Here is a 19,689-nt window from a genome sequence, read left to right on the forward strand (position 1 = left end):
TTTTGCCTGAAAAAAGAAAACGGCCCAAGAGTAGGACCGTTCGGATATCAAAAACTCGGTACACCATTCGCTCTAAACACGCTTAACTGAATGGTGTTAGCTCGAGGCGGCCTTTTTATTATTACGGTACACAACGGCATAAGTCTTAGTCTTTTAATACCTTGTCTAGCGCTTGCTCTAAAGTGGCTAAAGTACCGGCCACGTCCTTCAGCTTTTCTAAGCCAAACAGCCCGATACGAAAGGTTTGGAAGTCTTCAGGCTCATCACACTGTAAGGGCACACCAGCAGCAATCTGCACACCTTCTTCAGCAAATTTGCTGCCGTTTTTAATAGCGGCATCTTGGGTATAACACACGATAACACTGGGGGCAGCAAAGCCGTTGGCGGCCACACTCTTAATACCCCGCGCCGCCAGCATGGCGCGCACCCTTTCGCCTAACTGTTGCTGGCGCAACTTCATTTCAGCAAAACCTAAGCCGCCAGTTTCATTAATGGTATCGCGAAAGAGCGCCAATGCATCGGTGGGTAAGGTGGTGTAATAAGCGTGGCTACCTTGCTCGTAGGTTTCCATCACCTGTAGCCATTGCTTTAAGTCACAAGCAAAACTGGTGCTTTGCGTGGTTTCAATGCGCGTGCGGGCACGCTCACTCATCATCACCAAACCACAGCAAGGCGAGCTGCTCCAGCCTTTTTGCGGGGCACTCAGTAAAATATCCACACCGCATGCCTTCATATCTACCCAAGTGGCACCGGAAGCTATGCAGTCGAGCACAAACAAACCGCCCACTTCATGTATCGCTTCGCTCACTGCTTTAAGGTAATCATCGGGCAGTATCATGCCGGCGGCCGTTTCAACATGAGCCGCAATCACCAGTCCGGGCTTATTGGCCTTGATGTTCGCCACTACTTCTTCAATAGGCGCAGGGGCTAGGGCCGCTTGTGGTCCTGCCTCTATTGGGCGGGCTTTTAATACGGTTTCTGATGCAGGTATGCTACCAGCGGCAAATATTTGGCTCCAGCGGTAGCTGAACCAGCCATTACGAATAATAAGACAGTGTTGATCGGTGGCAAACTGACGCGCCACCGCTTCCATGCCAAAGGTACCACTACCGGGCACCACCACGATGGAGTGAGCTTGATAAATATCTTTAAGATTGGAAGAAATATCGCACATTACTTGCTGAAAACGTTGCGACATATGATTAAGCGCACGATCGGTATACACCACTGAATATTCCAGTAGGCCTTCGGGATCGACATGGGGTAAAAGTCCGGACATAAGCACCTCTTGAACTAATAACTAAATAACAAGCACACTATCTGCGACTGCGGTTGGCGCCGGTAAACAGACCTTTCAGGTCGAAACCTATCCCTGCCATATATGATATCCCTACCTTCCATGCGGTTAGACAACACAGCGACTTTACCCTCATACGAGATGGAAGGGCGGCCTAGTGATGAGCCTGAGCGACAACTGATGATTCTAGTATAGGCGAGGATCACCAGCCAAACGTGAGTCCGTTAATAATGCCTAGTGTGCAGGTAAATAACAAAGGCCTAATACTCAAATTTTAATCGCCTGCTATTACCCGCATAGCCTGAGTCGGTGTTACCATTACGCACTATTTTTATCCCAGGTAAATACTGATGCAAGAAAAATTCAGCCTAGAAGGCCACCCCTTTATTCCGCTGCATAACCTATTAAAAGTACAGGGCTGGTGCGAGTCTGGCGCTATGGCCAAGATGGTCATCGATGATGGGTTAGTGACCGTAAACGGCGTAGTTGAACTGCGTAAGCGTTGTAAAATCATCATCGGTCAGCAAGTCGAGTTCAACGGTCAACAGGTCGAAGTGATTGCTTAAAACACAGCCGTAAGCTGTCAGCGGTAAGCTCTCAGCTAAAGAGCAGCAACACGCCTTACGCTGTACGCCGTAAGTTAAACACAGATACCGTCTTTGTCGGGCTTAGTTTATCTGATCGCTGACGGCTTATAGCTACCCGTAGGGGAACGGCTGACCGCAGCCCTTTGGGCTTGGCCCTAATAGTCGCATGCTCCAGTCGGTAACTTGGCCTGCAGCTAAGTAATCCTTCGCCTTCTGCTGCCAACTCGGTGATAACCCCGCGAGTGTTGCCAGCTCTTGCAGCCCGTCTGGGCTAAATGCCTGATTAAATACGATGTCGCCGGCTCGCTTAACGGTCATTTGCGGGTGCGGGCGATCTTCTAACGTTAAAGTCGCCTCTGGCCCTACCTCGCCAGTTTCTAACACCCGCCATAACCAGCCGGTACGACCATTGGCTTGCACCACGACCGAAAAAAAATCGCAGCCAAAGCGAGCATTGAGTTTATAGCACGGCGAGCGGGGCTGACTAATCTGAATTAAGGCATCATCTAGGCGATAAATATCGCCAATACAGGCATCTTGCTCTGTTAAGCCAATGCCAGAAATATTTTCGCCAAAGGCGCCAGGGCCGAACAACGACACCGCACTATTTAATCCCATACCCTGAAACCAGCTTTGCCAAAAAGAGTAATGCTCACGGGGATAATAATGCAACGCTCGCTCGGGCCCACCATGAAACTGCAATGATACTTGAGCATCTTCAACGAGTCCCGTAACGCCACAAAACTGCCGTTTAGGGATCAGCCGTTTATCAATAGCACTGCTAATGTGCTCATTTAGCATCGCGGCTTTACCCGCCAAAATACTCACTTGCATAGTACCCCCATCCCTCATGACTAAAGGTTGCCATTCGCTAAATACGATTGCTTACGCCATTATTGACTGTTCGATGCGACTATCATCACATTAAGCTCAGTTTGTTGACGCTACAACGAGGATCAGCCGGCTTTCCTTGAAAAAACATCGCTAACTGTTCACTATTATTGCTTAAGATCATCCGTATCATAATGTGAGAATGCAGATATTCATGCCTGCGTTAAACAAAAATAATCAATAAAGGAGCCGTTATGAAAACAGCCATAGTGATCGCCAGCACTCTACTTATCACCGCTTGCAGTGGTGGCCTTAAGGTGACTGAGTCTGACTTACAGCATCATCACTGGAACTTAGTTGCCATTGATGGCACCACCATAAACACCAATATTAAGTCTGATCTAGAGATTGGTGAGCACTTCTCTATTAATGGTTTAGCGGGCTGTAACCGCTTCTTTGGCAGTGCCACCTTAGAAAAAAATCGCATTAAGGCAGATCCACTGGCCAGCACAAAAATGGCCTGCTCTCCTGCAGAACAAGAAGTTGAAGCCGCCGTGCTTCATACCCTGAGTAATGGTGCCTCTGTCAATAATCACGGCCAGCAACTCGAACTGGTAGGCGAGCAACATACGCTGACTTATGCGCTTGCCGACTGGATGTAATGATGAGTGAACACTTATTGATTTGTCCGGGTTGCGACGCTAAAAATCGCGTGCCCAGCACTCGTCTACAGCAAGTACCGTTATGCGGCAAGTGTAAAGCAGAACTAGTCCCGTCTGAGGCACTCACTCTGGGCGGCCCTAAGCTGGACAGGTTATTAGCCAACGAGACTTTGCCGCTGGTGGTCGACTTTTGGGCTCCTTGGTGTGGCCCCTGTCTGCAAATGGCGCCCGTATTTAGCGCCGCAGCTGGTGACATGAGCGGCCAGCTCCGACTCGCTAAGCTAGATACCGAAGCTCATCAAGCGGCGGCGGCTCGGTTTGGCATTCGTTCTATTCCTACCTTAATTGCGTTTCACCACGGTAAAGAAGTAGCGCGTCAGTCTGGTGCACTGTCAGCCGGGCAATTACGCCAATGGCTCGAAAGCTTAAAGCAGTCGTAAGCTATATGCCGTACGCTATACGATAAAGAAAGACCGCAGTTCTTCGAGCAACGAACGTATGGCGTAAGGCGCTCTTATCACTAGGGATACATGATGGATCAACTTGAACTCAAACCGCTCGAAAAACGGCGTTTGGCACGCATATTAAGTCAAACAAAAAGCATTGCCTTAATAGGTGCCTCTAATCGACCAGAACGCGCCAGCTACGACGTGATGCAGTATTTATTAACGCATGGCTTTGATGTACATCCCGTTAATCCACAGCTAGCCGGAGCTGTTATTTTAGGGAAGACGTGTGTGAGCTCTCTAGAAGAGCTAGAGCAAGTAGATCTTATCAATGTGTTTCGTCGTGGCGAATTTGCAGCCCAAATTACACTAGAGGCGATTGCACATAATGCGCAGTGTCTATGGCTGCAAGAAGGCGTGACCAGTACAGTTGCAGCAGAGTCGGCAAGAGAGGAAGAACTTGATTATGTTGAAGATATTTGCATCAAAAAAGTGCATAAACTACTGATGCATAGCGCTAACTAGAGTTTAAATATTAGGGGAAGCCCCCCTAATATTATATTTCGCTTAATTAGTGATGGTTGTGCTGGGGTTCACCATCGTGTTTTTCTGCTGGCTTAGTGTCAACCGCTACCTCAATTTCCACGGTACCCGCTTGTTTAAAATGCAGCGTTACTGGGAAGCGTTCGCCTTTTACTGGCACTTGTTTAAGGTTCATTAGCATTAAGTGGTGGCCGCCTGGAGCCAGAGTCAGTTCACCCTTAGCGGGAACCACTAATGCTTCCAGTTTACGCATTTTCATCATGTCACCTTCTTTGACATGGGTATGCATTTCTACTGTTTCGGCGACCGGGCTTTCGGCACTCAATAGCACATCATCTGTGTCACCGTTATTGGTCACAGTAAAATAGGTAACGCCAACTGTTGCCACTGGCGGCAATGGCCTAGCCCAAGGGTGGGCAATATCCAGCTCCCCCGCATGATAATTATGAGCAGACACTGCGGCAGAGCCCAACAGCAGCGCCGAGGCAAATAACATTTTCAATGGTGTCATATTTCCTGATTCCTTTTGTATTCATGTTTATCAACTATCGTTAGCACTAGCCTCATAAAGGCCTGCTAGACAATAGCAAAGGCTAGATATAAATATCTAGCCTTTGCATAGACGTTCATCGCAATGGCAATTTTCTGCCGGTAAGGTATGCACGGCGCGCTCGGCTTCCATTATCGGAAACTTTCTGGGGGAGAAACGGAGAGTGTGACGGGCTGTACATTTTGTATAATGCAGAACACTTAGGTGAGAATTTATTACTTAACACCTATTAGCACTTTAAATAAATCATCCCGTGGCATTGGCTTGTAGTATTTAAACCCTTGCAGATAATTACAGCCTTGTTGCTGTAACCAACGTTCTTGCTCGTCGTTTTCTACCCCTTCAGCAACCACAGATACGCCCAACCCTTTTGCCATCCCTAATATCGACAACGTTATGGCACAGTCATCGGCACTTTTGGGCAAATCTTCAATAAAAGAGCGATCAATTTTAAGGGTGGTAAACGGCAAATTTTTCAGTCGTAGGAGTGAGGAATAACCAGTACCAAAGTCATCGATGGAAAGCTTGATGCCCATCCGTACCAGTTGCTCTAGCGTTTGTTGCAGCAGGCTTGAATCATCTTTAATAGCGTCTTCAATCATTTCAAGCTCTAACTGGGAGCCCTGCACTTGATATTGTTCAAGCAAATCCCAAACTTTATCCGTAAGCAAAGGGTCAACCAGAGCATCTGCCGACAAGTTAACGGCGACAATTGGCATGGCGAGTCCTCGATCTCGACTTAATTTAATATCCTTACAGACCTGCTCCAGCACCCAAAAATCGAGTTCAGCAATTAAGCCAACTTCATACGCTAGAGGTAAAAATTCGCCGGGAGATAAAAAACCCAAACTGTGGTGCTGCCAACGTACTAAAGCTTCACAACCCACGATGCTCTGTGCATCGCCAGACATAATCGGCTGATAAAAAACACTCAGATCATGATTGGAAATCGCTTCAATCAATTGATGCTCCATCAGAAAGCTTGCCTTAGCTGAGGCAGATACATCTTGATTGAAATACTGAGCTTGCCGGCGACCATAGGCTTTGGCTTGGTACATGGCCGACTCGCTATAGCGAATTAACGTCGCCAAGTCCTCGGTATCATCAGGGAAAATAGCAATGCCCACGCTGGTACTCACAGCAAGGCTTTGCTGTCCAACTTGAACCGGCTGATTGATGGTGGCCATAATAGTCGCGACCGCTTCACGTATATCGTCCGTTGCTGACGTAAAACGGTACAGCATGGCAAACTCATCCCCCCCTACCCGCGCCACTAGATCCTTGCCAGGCAATAACACGCCTCTTAAGCGCAATGCTATTTCACTAATTACAGCGTCGCCAACCTGCCCCCCCATGCCATTATTAATGGCATTAAGGCGATCGATATCAAACCAAAGTAAGGCAAACTGCGGAGGATTTCGTTGGCTAATTAACTGTTGAACGCGATACTGTAGTGAGCGCTGATTCAGCAACCCCGTAAAATCGTCATGATGGGTAATGTAATCCAGCTCTTTACGGCTCTTCAACCACGCTTCATGGGTATTAATCAAACTAATGGTATCGGCAAAGGCGGCCACACAGGCAATATCGGTCAAGCTCCAGTGACGCGGTTCGCGACTTTCTAGGCACAACACGCCACATAACCGACTACCGTCATAAATAGGGGCATCCAGCATGGCCAACATCGAACAGCCTGTATGTAATGTATTATCCCGCAAGGAACGAGTGCGGGAGTCTTGCGTAGCGTCGTGGGTAAATAAAATTTCGGCGGCCTCCAGCGCACTAAAATAGAGCGGGTGTTGAGCTCGCTCTAAATGATAAGGTGCATAATGATGCCCAGCTTGCGGCTGATAGCGCTGCTCTCGACTCAAGCTGCTTCCACCGGGCCCCATGACCCAAATAGCCGAACTATCTACTTTAAGTAAATCTGCGCAAAGAGCTGTTAGCGCTTCTAGCTTTTTACTCTTACATAGCCCACTAAAACCGATACTGTGCAATAACTGCATATGCGCTTTATGGTAGCCAAAAAAAGTCTGAATTTGTTCCACAGATAATCCATTAGCTGTTGGGTGCCACGTCATCATGGCAGTCTCATTTGGCACCACCTATGGATGATTACTGTGCCAAACCTGAAATAACTATTTATCGTAAACTACGGATTAAAACTTTACATTCTCAACTCGCAAAATTAGCTCAGACAACGGAACTCTTAGCTGAAGAACCAACACACCAAGCAGCTTTCACTGAGCTTGAGGCGAAAAACAATACGTATGCGTCTACATTACTCTTCACTCTTCGCGTTCTATAACCACATCGCTAAAACCGAGCTTTCGAAAATACTCTTCACGAAAGTCCTTCATCGTTTTACGATCATTACGGCACACATTGGCCAATTGGCTTTCTACACGATGAAACTCCGCTAAGTCGACTCCTTCTGCGCTTGCTACCGCGTCATACACACTGCGGTGCTTGTCATTGGCGTAACCGATGTCTTTGGGCTGCTTACGATAATGATAACGAATACGAAAAGCCATGCTGATATTCCCACGTAAAACGTCATTGTCACCGCAATCACTACCTTGACTCAAGCTTTGCTTATGTGCGCTGTAAAAAAAACACAGCTCTAGCTCATTACACCACCTTTTTTCTTTATTTAGCGTGCATAGTAAACGGTTACCAGCAATCGAGAGCGCCACCGATTAAAATGCGTTAATATATTGTCATTACTCATGTTTATGGAATGATTCTAATTTGTGATAAGCGTTGAACGTAAAGACGGTTTTTCTCTTAAAATATCTCGTATTCTGCGGGAGGCGACCGAGCACCAGCTGGATATTTATGTATTCGTACCTAAAGAGCTCGATCTCAATACGAAGGTAGTCCCAGAAGAAGAGTTTTATCACAGCGCTATTCACGTACAGCGTACTTACTTTAGTGATCGTCCCTACTTACCGCTGATCCACAGTCGCTTAGCACGCCGCGGCGAACTTTCCTCCGAACAGTATCGTCTAAGCCTTAGTTTATATGCCTACCAATATGCCATTGGTCTAGAGCACTCTTGTCACGTGTTGCGTAACGAAAAAGACGGAGCAAGCCAAGAGTCGATCGAAGAGCTGATTGCACTGGCACAAGATATTTTACGGCGTTTGCGCCGTACTGTTCCTAACGATCAAACCCTGCGCAAATATTACGTCAACATTGATAATTATTTATCGTGGTCCACCGAGCAACGGCTGTTGTCGCTAGTGGCTCACTTACCCCGCGGTAAAGAATATAAAACGGCCAAAACACTGCTCTTAGAAGTTTGTGAGGTTGAACATCAGCACCGCGTAGCACAACAATACAACTCGAGTCACACTACCGAAGCCTTATCGCGTATTTCTAATAAAATGCGCCTGTTGCGCCGCCTTATTGAGTATCCGGTGACCTTAAAAGAAAAAACCCAAGAGCTGGGGGGCGGTGAAGAAAAAATGCTGAAAGCCGGCGTCACCGCCGTGGTGATGACGACAATGTCGTTAGCGGTATTTGAAGTACGTGAGACGCTGGGCAGCATCTCGTTGCTGGTTATTTTATTGCTAGCATTGTTGTATGCACTGCGTGAAATATTTAAAGACGACTTGCGTAACACTTTGTGGCGTTGGTTACGTAAAGGGCGCCCAAAATGGCGGCGGCAATATTTTGATGTACACAGTAATCAACTGGTGGGGCGCCAGCTTGAGTGGTTCGATTACCGTCGCCCCTCCAAGCTTAAAGAAGAGATTCTAGCGGCTCGCCACGCCAGCGTAACCCAAAAAGAAGAAGTGGTAATGCACTATGGCAGCCACTCGCGCATGCTACCGACTCGCTTTTTAAGCGGTTATGAGCAAACCCGCGAGACGCTACAGCTAGATTTAAGCTTATTGGCCAAGCTGATGGAAAAAGGATCTCACCACGTCTACCAATTAAAAGAAGGACAAGTAGCCCGTCACCCTGTTGAAAAGCGCTATCTCATCAATCTAGTTACTCGTGAAATCCAAGGCCAGAAGCCGCCACATATCCAGCGCTGGAAGGTAGTAATGAGCCGTTCTAAAATTGTAGAAATAGAAGAAATCCCGCAAAAAAAGTCTACAACATCAGACTCAACCGCTTAATTGTCGGTGTATCGCATGATTAGCGGACACTTGCGCTAATCATTAACCGTATGGTGCTCATCATTCAGTTTGCCCGGCAGGGATCCCTCTCGATACACCGCTATCAACATTTTGGCATCATTTATGCAGCTACCTGCATGTGGGTCTCTGATGGAGACAAACCATCCGCATGAGGCAGGGATCATGTTCGGCTTTTATCCTTCCCATCCCCCGACTATCAAGCGTTGACCGCCATTTGGCCAGCGCAGAGATGCACCATGCCGGACAGGTAACAACAACTAAAGCACCAAAATAGTGCAGCACCGCACCACTTTAAGGCATGAAGGAGAACGCATTATATGGATAGCATCGGTAGCGCCATCGATACTCTGGCACAAAGTGCCAACACCCTATTTTTGTTAATGGGATCTGTCATGGTGTTTGCCATGCACGCCGGTTTTGCCTTTTTAGAAGTCGGCACAGTTCGCCATAAAAATCAGGTGAATGCATTGGCTAAAATCATGACCGACTTTGGCTTTTCCGCCCTAGCCTACTTTTTTGTCGGTTACTGGGTAGCCTATGACGTCACTTTTTTTCAAGATGCCGAAACACTGGCGGCCGGGCAAGGCTACGAGCTGGTCAAGTTCTTCTTTTTAATGACGTTTGCCGCCGCCATTCCAGCCATCGTCTCCGGTGGCATTGCCGAACGCGCTAAATTCTGGCCAATTTTGTGCGCGTCGTCCCTGTCGGTAGCGCTGGTCTACCCCTTCTTTGAAGGGATAGCTTGGAACAATAACTTTGGCTTGCAAGATTGGCTAATCGCTACCTTTGGCTCCGCCTTCCACGACTTTGCCGGCTCGGTAGTTGTCCATAGCGTGGGTGGCTGGATTGCTCTCGTGGCTGTCTTGCTGTTGGGCGTGCGTAAGGGCCGTTATCGTAACGGTAAGCTGGTGGCCTTTCCGCCATCCAATATCCCTTTTCTGGCTTTAGGCGCTTGGATTCTATCCATCGGCTGGTTCGGCTTTAACGTGATGTCGGCTCAGACACTAGATGGTATTTCCGGTCTGGTTGCACTCAACTCGATGATGGCCATGGTCGGCGGTATTATCGCCGCCCTGCTACTGGGCAAGAATGACCCCGGCTTTATACATAACGGTCCGCTGGCCGGTTTAGTGGCCGTGTGTGCCGGTTCTGATCTTATGCATCCGATCGGCGCGCTTGCGGTAGGCATGATTGCCGGCGCGCTATTTGTCTGGTTTTTTACCCTGCAACAAAACAAATGGCAAATTGACGATGTGTTGGGTGTTTGGCCGCTACACGGCATCTGTGGTGCTTGGGGTGGTATTGCCGCCGGCATATTTGGTCAGCAAGCCTTAGGCGGCATGGGCGACGTGAGCTTTTTCTCTCAGTTAATCGGTACATTAGCCGGCATTACCATCGCCATTTGCGGAGGCCTGCTGGTATACGGCAGCATCAAGTTGCTGGTGGGGATTCGTTTAACTGAAGAACAAGAGTTTAACGGCGCCGACCTCAGCATTCACAAAATTGCGGCGACTTTTAATGACTAGAGCCTGTGGTGCAATCGAGGAGCAGGCGTGTATAGCCGATGTTTTCTGCTACAGCGCACAGCACTCATCAGGAACCCAAACAGGATAATGATGGGAGATGCACGGGGTTTTTAAAGCAGAAAACTTCACGCCAAACCAAAAAACTGGCATTCTGTGCGCCATTTTGCCATTTCAGCCCGATGAGGCGTGGTGAATCTGAGGCGTAATCCCTCAATACAGGGCATCTGATGATGCCGCCGTTTTGCTCTTTAATATCGGACAAGGAGATTCAACTCGATGACCACCGATAAGAAAAAAATGTCGTTGACCGCCAGAGTTCTACTCGGCATGTGCCTGGGCATTTTAGCGGGATTTATATTCCGCACCCTGTTAGCTGATGTCACGCTCGTGCAGGAATATGTGGTCGACGGCCTGTTACAGGTCGGCGGCCAGATATTCATTGCCAGCCTAAAGATGTTAGTGGTTCCGCTTATTTTTGTGTCTTTGGTATGCGGCACCAGCTCGCTAAAAGACTTATCAACACTGGGCCGACTGGGCGGCAAGACCTTGGCTTTTTATATGGTCACTACCGCCATCGCCATTACGCTTGCGCTGTTAATGGGCAACCTGTTTAAGCCAGGTGAGGGCGTCGACTTAACCAGTGCCGCATCCTTTAGTGCGAACGTAGCGCCTACGCTGGGTGAAGTAATCGTTGGCATGTTTCCCACCAACCCCATTAACTCGATGGCAGAAGGCAACACGTTGCAAATCATCGTATTTGCCGTGCTGTTTGGTATTGCTATCAGCCTAGCTGGCAAGCCTGGAGAGCGTATTGCGGCGTTGTTTAGTGATTTCAACGAAGTGATCATGAAGCTCGTTTCGCTACTGATGAACATAGCCCCGTATGGAGTGTTTTGTTTAATGGCGCAGCTGTTCAGCAGCTTAGGCCTCGATGCTATAGTTAACTTAATGGAATACTTCCTCGTATTAGCGGGTACTTTGCTGCTGCACGGTTTGGTCACCTACTCCATTATGTTCCGCGTTTTTACCGGCCTAAACCCACTTATCTTCCTGAAAAAAATGGAAGATGCCATCATGTTCGCCTTTTCTACTGCCTCATCTAACGCCACCATACCGGTGACCATGGAAACCGCCACTCGGCGCATGGGCGTAGATAATAAGGTGGCCGCGTTTACCGTGCCGCTAGGAGCCACGATTAATATGGATGGCACCGCGATTATGCAGGGTGTCGCCACCGCCTTTATTGCCCAAGCTTTTAATATCGATTTAAGCTTTAACGATTATCTAATGGTGATCATGACCGCCACATTGGCTTCGGTAGGCACTGCGGGCGTACCTGGCGTCGGGCTTATTATGTTAGCCATGGTACTTAATCAGGTAGGGTTGCCGGTTGAGGGCATTGCGCTAATTATCGGCGTCGACCGTCTACTCGATATGATACGTACCGCCGTTAACATTACCGGCGACTCGGTAGTCACCTGTATTGTGGGCAAAAGCGAAGGCGCCATGGATGTGGCTCGATTCAATGATCCAAAAGCGGGTAAGAAAGAAGAAGATATTCATTTTTCATCTGCAAAAAACAATCACACCCTATAAAGTTTAAACCTGACACCCAAGCTAAGCTTGGGTGTCACTACTTATTTGTTAGCTTTAACAATGATTATTATATCAATGCCACTTTGCATAATTACCCTCCACTAGATATTAAAAATTCAAATTCAACAGTATTTTTATCTGACTATTGTTTTCAATTATTTAATCACCGTTTCAAGCATCCTATGTGCTCTGGCCAAAAAACCGCACATTAAACATTTGCGCTATTACAATTAAATCCCCATGATATCAACATCATCACTGCATGAGAGTGAGAATGAACTCTGTTTCTGTATTCGCCGCTACACGGCATTTTTTTACCTTGCTTCGTCCCTCAAGCTATCGCTTGTGGAGCGCTTTGTTATATTTATTACTAGCCAGCTACCCGTTAAAAGCGGCGCCAACCCAAGTGCCACTCACCGTGACCGAGCAGGTCTATCTTAGCGCGCACCCCGTATTATCGGTGTGTGTTGATCCCAACTGGTTACCCTTCGAGGCCATAGATCAAAATCAAAAGCACGTCGGCATTATTGCTGATTTACTTGCTCTGGTAGGCAGCAAAACTGGATTACAGATACAATTGCACCCCACTAATAGTTGGGATGAAAGCCTGATAGCCTCTAAAAGTGGTCAATGCCTAGCCCTAAGTGCACTCAACCAAACTCCAGAGCGCGAACAATGGCTTATTTTTACCGATCCGCTGTTAGAAGACCCCAATGTATTGATTACCCAAGAACAGCACTCTTTCATTTCTGATGTCGCAAGTCTTAATAATAAAACAATAGCGCTACAGCGTGGCACTGCCATGGCAGAGCTGTTTACTCGAGATTTTCCTAACTTAATCATAATTGATACTGATACTGAGCCAGAAGCTATGCAACTGGTATCGGATGGTAAGGCGGACCTTACTTTGCGATCCTTAATTGTGGCTGCGCATACCATTAAAAAGGCCGGCTGGTACAACCTAAAGGTATCAGGTCAAATTCCTGGATACGAAAATAAACTGCGCATCGGCATATCTCAATCTGAACAAACCCTGCGCGGTATTCTTAATCGTGGTATCGCGGCTATTAGCGAGCAAGAGCGACAACAGATAATGGATCGCCACTTAAGCTTACAGGTAGTTTCAGAGGTGGTTACCGACTACACCCTAGCCTATGGGTTAGGAATCTTACTGCTTGCCGTGATAGGGACCAGTCTGTTTTGGATGCGTCGCCTTAACATTTTAAATCAGCAGCTTAGCGTAATGGCACAAACTGATGCGCTCACCCAGCTGACTAATCGACACGGTTTAAACTTAACGCTAGAAAAAGATCTAGAAAGAGCACAGCGCTACCAGCACCCACTCTCGGTCATTATGATGGATATTGACCATTTCAAGCAGGTTAACGACCAATATGGTCATCTCGCGGGAGACAAAGTGCTGGTGGAATGCAGCAAGCTATTAAGGGATAACCTGCGTAAATCCGATATTATTTGTCGTTGGGGCGGAGAAGAGTTTTTGGTGCTCTGCTTTGAAACAACTCAAGAACAAGCCGTCCACCTTGCCGAGCTGTTACTCGGGAAAATACGCCATCATCACTTTTCTGAAGTGGGCAAAGTGACGGTGAGTGCAGGTGTTGCTCAAGCAAACCCACAAGATAATGCAGAATCGCTAACGAAGCGTGCAGACTCTTTACTGTATGAAGCTAAGCACAATGGCCGAAATCGAGTCTGTGTAGCAACCGAGAATCTCGATACTATGGCCAGAAGCAAAGAGCCCAATCGCGAATAAATACATTTACAGCCATTAATCTCAACGTCTTTGTCGCGAATAATGGCCTTAAACCACAGAATTGGCTTAAGCCCCTTAAGTGTTAGGGCCTATCTGTCATACAATGACGTTCGTGTATTCACTGCAGCGCTATCCATTTGCCTCGACTCAATTTCAGTCGCGCGCCCGTTAGCCGTTGCCTTCTCCATGTTCAAGCAGGGAAAGAGCGAAATAATGACTACTAAAAAATCGACCATAGTTTATACCTTGACCGACGAAGCCCCCGCTTTGGCTACTTATTCTTTGCTGCCGATCGTGCGCACCTTTGCTAGCAGCGCCGGCATTGATGTGACTCTCAGCGATATTTCTCTTGCCGCCCGTGTGTTGGCCGCTTTTCCCGAGCGCCTAACTGAAGAGCAACGGGTGATCGACGGCTTGAGCGAACTGGGTGAGCTCACTCTAGACCCCAGCGCCAATATTATTAAGCTGCCTAATATCAGCGCCTCTGTGCCACAGCTAAGAGCATGTATTACTGAGCTGCAGGGCCAAGGGTTTGATATTCCCAACCTGCCGGAAGAAGCCAAAACCGACGAAGAAAAGTCAGCTGCCGAACGCTACTCGCGTATTATAGGTAGTGCTGTTAACCCAGTACTACGCCAAGGCAACTCAGATCGTCGCGCCCCCTCCGCGGTTAAGGCATTTGTACGTAAATATCCCCACTCTATGGGTACGTGGAGCAAAGCTTCTCGCTCTCACGCCGATTACATGAAGGGTGGCGATTTTTTCTCTAGTGAAAAATCTATCACCCTAGACAAAGCACAAACGGTACATATCGAGTTCGTCGATAAGGCCGGCAACGTGCAGCTTAAAAAGTCACTGCCCATGCAGCAAGGTGAAGTGCTGGATGGCATGTTCATGAGCGCAAAAGCGCTGTCTCGTTTTTTTGAGCGCACGCTAAAAGACTGTAAAGAGACCGGTGTAATGTGGTCGTTGCACGTTAAAGCCACCATGATGAAGGTGTCTCACCCCATCGTGTTTGGCCACGCGGTAAAAGTGTTTTATCGTGATGTGTTCGAAAAGTACGGTGATCTGTTCGAAGAGCTGGGCGTCAATCCTAATAACGGTATGAATAGCGTATTAGAGAAAATAAAATCACTGCCACAGTCGACGCAAGACGAAATTGAAGTGGCTATTCACGACTGTTACGAGCACCGTCCAAAAATGGCGATGGTAGACTCGGTAAAAGGCATTACTAACCTGCATGTACCCAGCGATGTGATCGTGGATGCATCTATGCCTGCCATGATCCGCAGCTCAGGTAAAATGTGGGCTCGTGACGGTAAGCTAAAAGACACCAAGGCAGTAATGCCTGAAAGTACCTATGCCCGTATTTATCAAGAAGTGATCAACTTCTGTAAGACCAACGGTGCTTTCGACCCTGTAACCATGGGTACAGTACCTAACGTGGGTCTTATGGCGATGAAAGCGGAAGAGTATGGCTCGCACGATAAAACCTTTGAGCTGTCTGCAGATGGCACCATGCGCATTGTCGACGAAAATGGCACTGTGCTGATGCAGCACGATGTAGAAAAAGGTGACATTTGGCGTGCCTGCCAAACCAAAGACGCCGCCGTACGTGACTGGGTTAAGCTTGCGGTTACTCGCGCACGTCAGTCTGCAACGCCTGCTGTATTCTGGTTAGATGCCGATCGCGCTCACGATAATGAACTGCGTAAAAAAGTAGAAGCTTACCTGCAAGAGCATGATACGAACGGACTGGATATTCAGATCATGTCTTACAACGAAGCGATTCGCTTTTCGATGGAGCGCATTATACGCGGCCAAGACACCATTTCTGTTACCGGTAACGTGCTACGTGACTACCTCACCGACTTGTTCCCTATTTTAGAACTGGGAACCTCGGCTAAAATGCTGTCTATTGTTCCGATGTTGGCCGGTGGTGGCATGTACGAGACGGGAGCGGGCGGGTCTGCGCCTAAACATGTGCAGCAGCTGTTAGAAGAAAACCACCTACGCTGGGACTCGTTAGGCGAGTTTTTAGCACTGGCGGTATCCCTAGAAGAGCTGGGTATTAAAGAAGGTAATACCAAAGCGAAAATTTTGGCCACCTGCCTAGATAAAGCCACTGAGCTGCTGTTAGATAACGGTAAGTCGCCTTCGCGCAAAGCCGGTGAGTTAGATAACCGCGGTAGCCACTTTTACCTCAGTCTATATTGGGCCCAGCAGTTGGCAGCCCAAACCGAGGACGCCGAACTAGCGGCTCACTTCGCGCCATTAGCCGAAAACTTGGCTAACCACGAAGACAAGATTATGGCCGAGCTTGACGCTGTTCAAGGTCAACCCGCAGGCCTTGAGGGTTACTATCATATTGATGCTGCAGCCCTAGATAAAGTAATGCGCCCCAGCGCAACACTAAACCAGGCACTGTCTATCAAGTAAGCGCTCGTCTGCTTTATCGATATACGTTCAAACCCAGCTTCGGCTGGGTTTTTTAATTGAGTGCAGAAACCTTAAATTAAAACCTATCTCGCCACGGACTCCACGGAACCCACGGAAAAATAGAGATCAGATCTGAAAGAGATTTTAATGGGTAAGATCTACTAACAAACCCTCCGGCTCCGCGGGCTAACAAGGCCGTGACGCGCAAGGCTACAAAATAGGTGGTTTGTCTTAGCTGATCGCTTACAGCTGACGGCTTAAGGCTTCGTCTAGCTCTTACCAATAAGATCCTTGGTACTTTTCGCTCTTCACGCGTCTTCGTTAACACAACATCTCTAGGTATTGTTTTAGTACCATCGCATTATTGTGCTGCTCGTCTTTGGCGCCATACACCAAGGTCACCTTCTGATCGCTGGCCCGCTTGGCTAGTTTGCGCAACGCTTCTTTGTGTAGCTTCAGCTCACTTAAGTAACGACGGCGAAACTCTCCCCACGCCAAATCCTCACCATGGAAGGCCTTGCGTAACTCATCGCTGGGTGCCACCTCTTTTAGCCAATCATCTAAATTTGCGGCCTCTTTGCTGACACCACGCGGCCATAACTTATCGACCAACACCCGATAACCATCTTGCTGGTTGGCAGAGTCATAAGCTCGTTTTAGTGAAATATCCATCGTGTACTCTCTCGTCTTTACCCGCCACTCTATGAGATGAATATAGTCAACTTTTCCATACCCATAACGGGCGGTCACAAACGCATAAGCAATGTGCGTCATGGTAAGCTGCGCCCAATATACCTATAAAAAATAGTCCTGCCCTGAGTGTATTAGAGCGACCAAGGATGGGCTGAGGCTGATCAACCATTAAAAATTAACTTAAGAGGATTTCTAGTTTATGTCTCGTTCATTTCTGTACTCTCTGGCCCTGTTAACGCCCATGTTAACAGCCCCCGCACTCGCACAATCCCCTTGGAGCGGCAGTATTGGTGCGGGTGTGATGATGCTCCCCGATTATCTAGGCAGTAACGATTACCAGAGTAGAGCTGTGCCCGACCTTCAACTTAACTACGGTGACTTTGCCTACTTAAGCTGGCGCGATGGTCTCGGAGTCAACCTATATCAGCACCAAGATTGGACAATATCGCCGTTTCTTGGCTATCACGTAGGTCGAGATAATGAGGGAGATATCAGTACCTTTAAAAAAGTTGATGCGGGCATGACGGCGGGATTACGCGTGAGTTACCAGCCAGGAGCTTGGCGCTATAGCGTAACAGCTCAGGCGCCGGTAACCGGTGATGTAAGCGGCTATAAAGCCTCTTTACGGGCCCACTTACAAGAGCAAATTGCGCCAAAGTGGTACGTGGGCATTACCCCTTCGCTCTCTTATAGCAGCAGCCAGTGGACTCAGGATATGTTTAATGTCTCCGCTCGCGACGCCGCTCGCAGTGGTTTAAATCAATATAAGGCCGAGTCAGGTTACTTGCGCTTAGGCCTAAGTGGCAACATTAGCTATCAGTTTGCCGACCACTGGGCCCTAACCGGTATTGCCGGCGTTACTCAGCTAACCGGTGATGCAAAAGACAGCCCCATCGTTAAACAGGTGGGTGATGCTACTCAAATGCTAACCGGCATGGTAGTAAGCTATCAGTTTTAAGGTAGCTTTTGAGCTATCAGTTTTAAGGTAGCTTTTGAGCTATCAATCTTTTTGGTATAAGTAGCACAAATCACACACAGAGCACGACTTAGGTTGCTCTGACTGCCCTTTACTGGTGAGGCAACCTTGTTGCCTCACATCGTTTTTAACCCCTGCCAAACAAACACCATAATCGTTAGTGATGGAACCATATTGATGGTATTTTCTCCATGTAGCTTCATCACTAAAAAGTCTGATTACTGGCGTTACACTTACCTCAAGTAGATAAAAAACAGACAACCCGTATAAATTTTCATCTAACAAATGCCTAATAAGTCGATTATCATCAATAAAATAAACTTAATGGCGCCAAATCCTTGCGTCACGCTATTTCTTTTGCCAGTCTATTACCACCTGTAGGATGTTAGAACACGAAACAATGGAGAGTGCTTAATGGACAAGCAATACAGATTAAAGCGTACTTTAAAACAGCTCACTGGACTATCTGCGCTAGCATTATTCACTTGCACTGCTGCTCAAGCCGCTAATTGGCGCTATGCCCATGAAGAATATGCGGGCGACGTACAAGATGTATACGCTTACAAATTTAAAGAATACATCGAAGACAATTCCGACCACACTCTAAAAGTATATCGCTTTGGTGAGTTAGGCGAATCTGACGACATAATGGAACAAACCCAAGCCGGCATTCTCAACTTTGTTAACCAATCACCCGGCTTTACCGGTGCTCTTATTCCTGAAGCGCAAATCTTTTTTATTCCTTATTTGATGCCAACCGACATGAGCTCGGTAGTGAAGTTCTTCCGTGAAAGTAAGGCCATTAACGAAGACTTCCCTAAACTCTATGCTGAAAAAGGCCTAGAGTTGCTACAAATGTACCCTGAAGGCGAAATGGTCATTACGCTGGATGAAATTGCCACCACGCCAGAAGAACTGAACAACAAAAAAATTCGCGTAATGACCAACCCGCTGTTGTCAGAAACCTATTCGGCCTTCGGTGCCACACCCACGCCATTACCTTGGGGCGAAGTCTACGGTGCGTTGCAAACCAATATGATCCAGGGTCACGAGAATCCTATTTTCTGGATTGAGTCAGGCAAGTTATATGAAGTATCACCCAACCTGATTTTTACCGGACACGGCTGGTTTACTACCGCCATGATGGCAAACCAAGACTTTTATAATGACTTATCTAAAGAAGATCAGACCTTAGTTCAAAAGGCCTCCGACTATGCTTTTGAAGAAATTCTAGAGCACATCGACGGATTAGCGGACAGCTCGCTGGAGAAAATAACCAACAGCAGCAAAAAAGTGACCGTGACTCGCTTAAACGATGAGCAAATTGAAGCCTTTAAAGAACGCGCCCCTCAAGTAGAAGATAAATTTATTGAGATGGCAGGTGACAGCGGCAAAGCACTATTGAAGCAATTTAAGCAAGATATCAAAGACTTGTAATTGTTACCTACTCCCAAGCCCCATCTATTCGGTGGGGCTTTATATTAACTCCTACCCTGTTACCACTTATCAATTCAGGATGGGAGCTCGCTAACTAGGTTTGAGCTGTCCTTTTGCAAGTACAGCTTTAGAGCCTAATGATGTAGCTCATAACTATGTTGGCTTATAGCTGCGTTGGAGCAAA

At 47.5% G+C, this 19,689-nt stretch carries 17 protein-coding genes; 11 read left to right on the plus strand and 6 right to left on the minus strand.

The features are described 5' to 3' along the window. Nucleotides 1-145: 145 nt before the first annotated feature. Complete coding sequence (locus ACFQ1C_RS10765; protein WP_379558614.1) at nt 146-1,279, minus strand: aminotransferase class V-fold PLP-dependent enzyme; 1,134 nt, start codon at nt 1,277-1,279, stop codon at nt 146-148. Between the two features lie 368 nt (nt 1,280-1,647). On the opposite strand from ACFQ1C_RS10765, the gene ybcJ reads away from it, so the two are divergent. Further along, on the plus strand, nt 1,648-1,863 hold the full coding sequence (gene ybcJ / locus ACFQ1C_RS10770) for a ribosome-associated protein YbcJ (protein ID WP_379558615.1): 216 nt from the start codon (nt 1,648-1,650) through the stop codon (nt 1,861-1,863). Nucleotides 1,864-1,995: 132 nt separating this feature from the next. On the opposite strand, the gene ACFQ1C_RS10775 is transcribed toward ybcJ, so the two are convergent. Next, nucleotides 1,996-2,718: an MOSC domain-containing protein gene (locus ACFQ1C_RS10775; RefSeq protein ID WP_379558616.1), complete on the minus strand. Its 723-nt coding sequence runs from the start codon at nt 2,716-2,718 to the stop codon at nt 1,996-1,998. Nucleotides 2,719-2,969: 251 nt separating this feature from the next. Between ACFQ1C_RS10775 and ACFQ1C_RS10780 the strand changes: the two genes are divergently transcribed. The 3 genes from ACFQ1C_RS10780 (at nt 2,970) to ACFQ1C_RS10790 (ending at nt 4,348) form a co-directional block, all read left to right on the plus strand. Then, nucleotides 2,970-3,377 carry an META domain-containing protein gene (locus ACFQ1C_RS10780; protein WP_379558617.1) on the plus strand — a complete coding sequence of 136 codons (408 nt, stop codon included), beginning with the start codon at nt 2,970-2,972 and terminating at the stop codon, nt 3,375-3,377. Between the two features lie 2 nt (nt 3,378-3,379). After that, nucleotides 3,380-3,817 carry a thioredoxin TrxC gene (gene trxC / locus ACFQ1C_RS10785; protein ID WP_379558618.1) on the plus strand — a complete coding sequence of 146 codons (438 nt, stop codon included), beginning with the start codon at nt 3,380-3,382 and terminating at the stop codon, nt 3,815-3,817. Between the two features lie 93 nt (nt 3,818-3,910). Beyond that, complete coding sequence (locus ACFQ1C_RS10790) at nt 3,911-4,348, plus strand: CoA-binding protein (RefSeq protein ID WP_379558619.1); 438 nt, start codon at nt 3,911-3,913, stop codon at nt 4,346-4,348. 46 nt (nt 4,349-4,394) lie between these two features. Here ACFQ1C_RS10790 and ACFQ1C_RS10795 read toward each other — a convergent pair whose 3' ends face one another. The 3 genes from ACFQ1C_RS10795 to ACFQ1C_RS10805 all read right to left on the minus strand — a co-directional run bounded on the left by ACFQ1C_RS10795 (nt 4,395) and on the right by ACFQ1C_RS10805 (nt 7,450). Further along, nucleotides 4,395-4,877: a copper chaperone PCu(A)C gene (locus ACFQ1C_RS10795; RefSeq protein WP_379558620.1), complete on the minus strand. Its 483-nt coding sequence runs from the start codon at nt 4,875-4,877 to the stop codon at nt 4,395-4,397. A gap of 254 nt (nt 4,878-5,131) precedes the next feature. Continuing rightward, nucleotides 5,132-7,000, minus strand: a complete 1,869-nt coding sequence (locus ACFQ1C_RS10800; protein ID WP_379558621.1) for a sensor domain-containing phosphodiesterase — start codon at nt 6,998-7,000, stop codon at nt 5,132-5,134. A 204-nt stretch (nt 7,001-7,204) separates the two neighbouring features. Continuing rightward, the gene (locus ACFQ1C_RS10805) at nt 7,205-7,450 is read right to left on the minus strand and encodes a DUF2960 domain-containing protein (protein ID WP_379558622.1); all 246 of its coding nucleotides are present in this window, start codon (nt 7,448-7,450) and stop codon (nt 7,205-7,207) included. A 219-nt stretch (nt 7,451-7,669) separates the two neighbouring features. Between ACFQ1C_RS10805 and ACFQ1C_RS10810 the strand changes: the two genes are divergently transcribed. The 5 genes from ACFQ1C_RS10810 to ACFQ1C_RS10830 all read left to right on the plus strand — a co-directional run bounded on the left by ACFQ1C_RS10810 (nt 7,670) and on the right by ACFQ1C_RS10830 (nt 16,399). Then, a complete protein-coding gene (locus ACFQ1C_RS10810) occupies nt 7,670-9,046 on the plus strand; it encodes a hypothetical protein (RefSeq protein WP_379558623.1) in 1,377 nt (458 codons plus the stop codon). Between the two features lie 338 nt (nt 9,047-9,384). Continuing rightward, nucleotides 9,385-10,593, plus strand: a complete 1,209-nt coding sequence (locus tag ACFQ1C_RS10815; protein WP_379558624.1) for an ammonium transporter — start codon at nt 9,385-9,387, stop codon at nt 10,591-10,593. A 276-nt stretch (nt 10,594-10,869) separates the two neighbouring features. Next, nucleotides 10,870-12,189 carry a dicarboxylate/amino acid:cation symporter gene (locus ACFQ1C_RS10820; RefSeq protein ID WP_379558625.1) on the plus strand — a complete coding sequence of 440 codons (1,320 nt, stop codon included), beginning with the start codon at nt 10,870-10,872 and terminating at the stop codon, nt 12,187-12,189. 274 nt (nt 12,190-12,463) lie between these two features. Further along, nucleotides 12,464-13,960 (plus strand): diguanylate cyclase, encoded by a 1,497-nt coding sequence (locus ACFQ1C_RS10825; protein WP_379558626.1) that lies wholly within the window; start codon nt 12,464-12,466, stop codon nt 13,958-13,960. A gap of 213 nt (nt 13,961-14,173) precedes the next feature. Further along, nucleotides 14,174-16,399, plus strand: a complete 2,226-nt coding sequence (locus ACFQ1C_RS10830; protein ID WP_379558627.1) for an NADP-dependent isocitrate dehydrogenase — start codon at nt 14,174-14,176, stop codon at nt 16,397-16,399. A 321-nt stretch (nt 16,400-16,720) separates the two neighbouring features. Here the strand turns inward: ACFQ1C_RS10830 and ACFQ1C_RS10835 are convergent, their stop codons facing one another. Further along, nucleotides 16,721-17,071: a DUF488 domain-containing protein gene (locus tag ACFQ1C_RS10835; protein WP_379558628.1), complete on the minus strand. Its 351-nt coding sequence runs from the start codon at nt 17,069-17,071 to the stop codon at nt 16,721-16,723. A 220-nt stretch (nt 17,072-17,291) separates the two neighbouring features. Between ACFQ1C_RS10835 and ACFQ1C_RS10840 the strand changes: the two genes are divergently transcribed. Further along, nucleotides 17,292-18,050, plus strand: coding sequence for a MipA/OmpV family protein (locus tag ACFQ1C_RS10840; RefSeq protein WP_379558629.1), 759 nt, complete (start codon nt 17,292-17,294; stop codon nt 18,048-18,050). A gap of 432 nt (nt 18,051-18,482) precedes the next feature. Further along, nucleotides 18,483-19,505 (plus strand): TRAP transporter substrate-binding protein, encoded by a 1,023-nt coding sequence (locus ACFQ1C_RS10845; RefSeq protein ID WP_379558630.1) that lies wholly within the window; start codon nt 18,483-18,485, stop codon nt 19,503-19,505. The last annotated feature ends 184 nt before the right edge of the window (nt 19,506-19,689 follow it).

Origin of the sequence: Oceanisphaera ostreae, assembly GCF_042676125.1 — a bacterium.
Lineage (GTDB): Bacteria > Pseudomonadota > Gammaproteobacteria > Enterobacterales > Aeromonadaceae > Oceanimonas > Oceanimonas ostreae.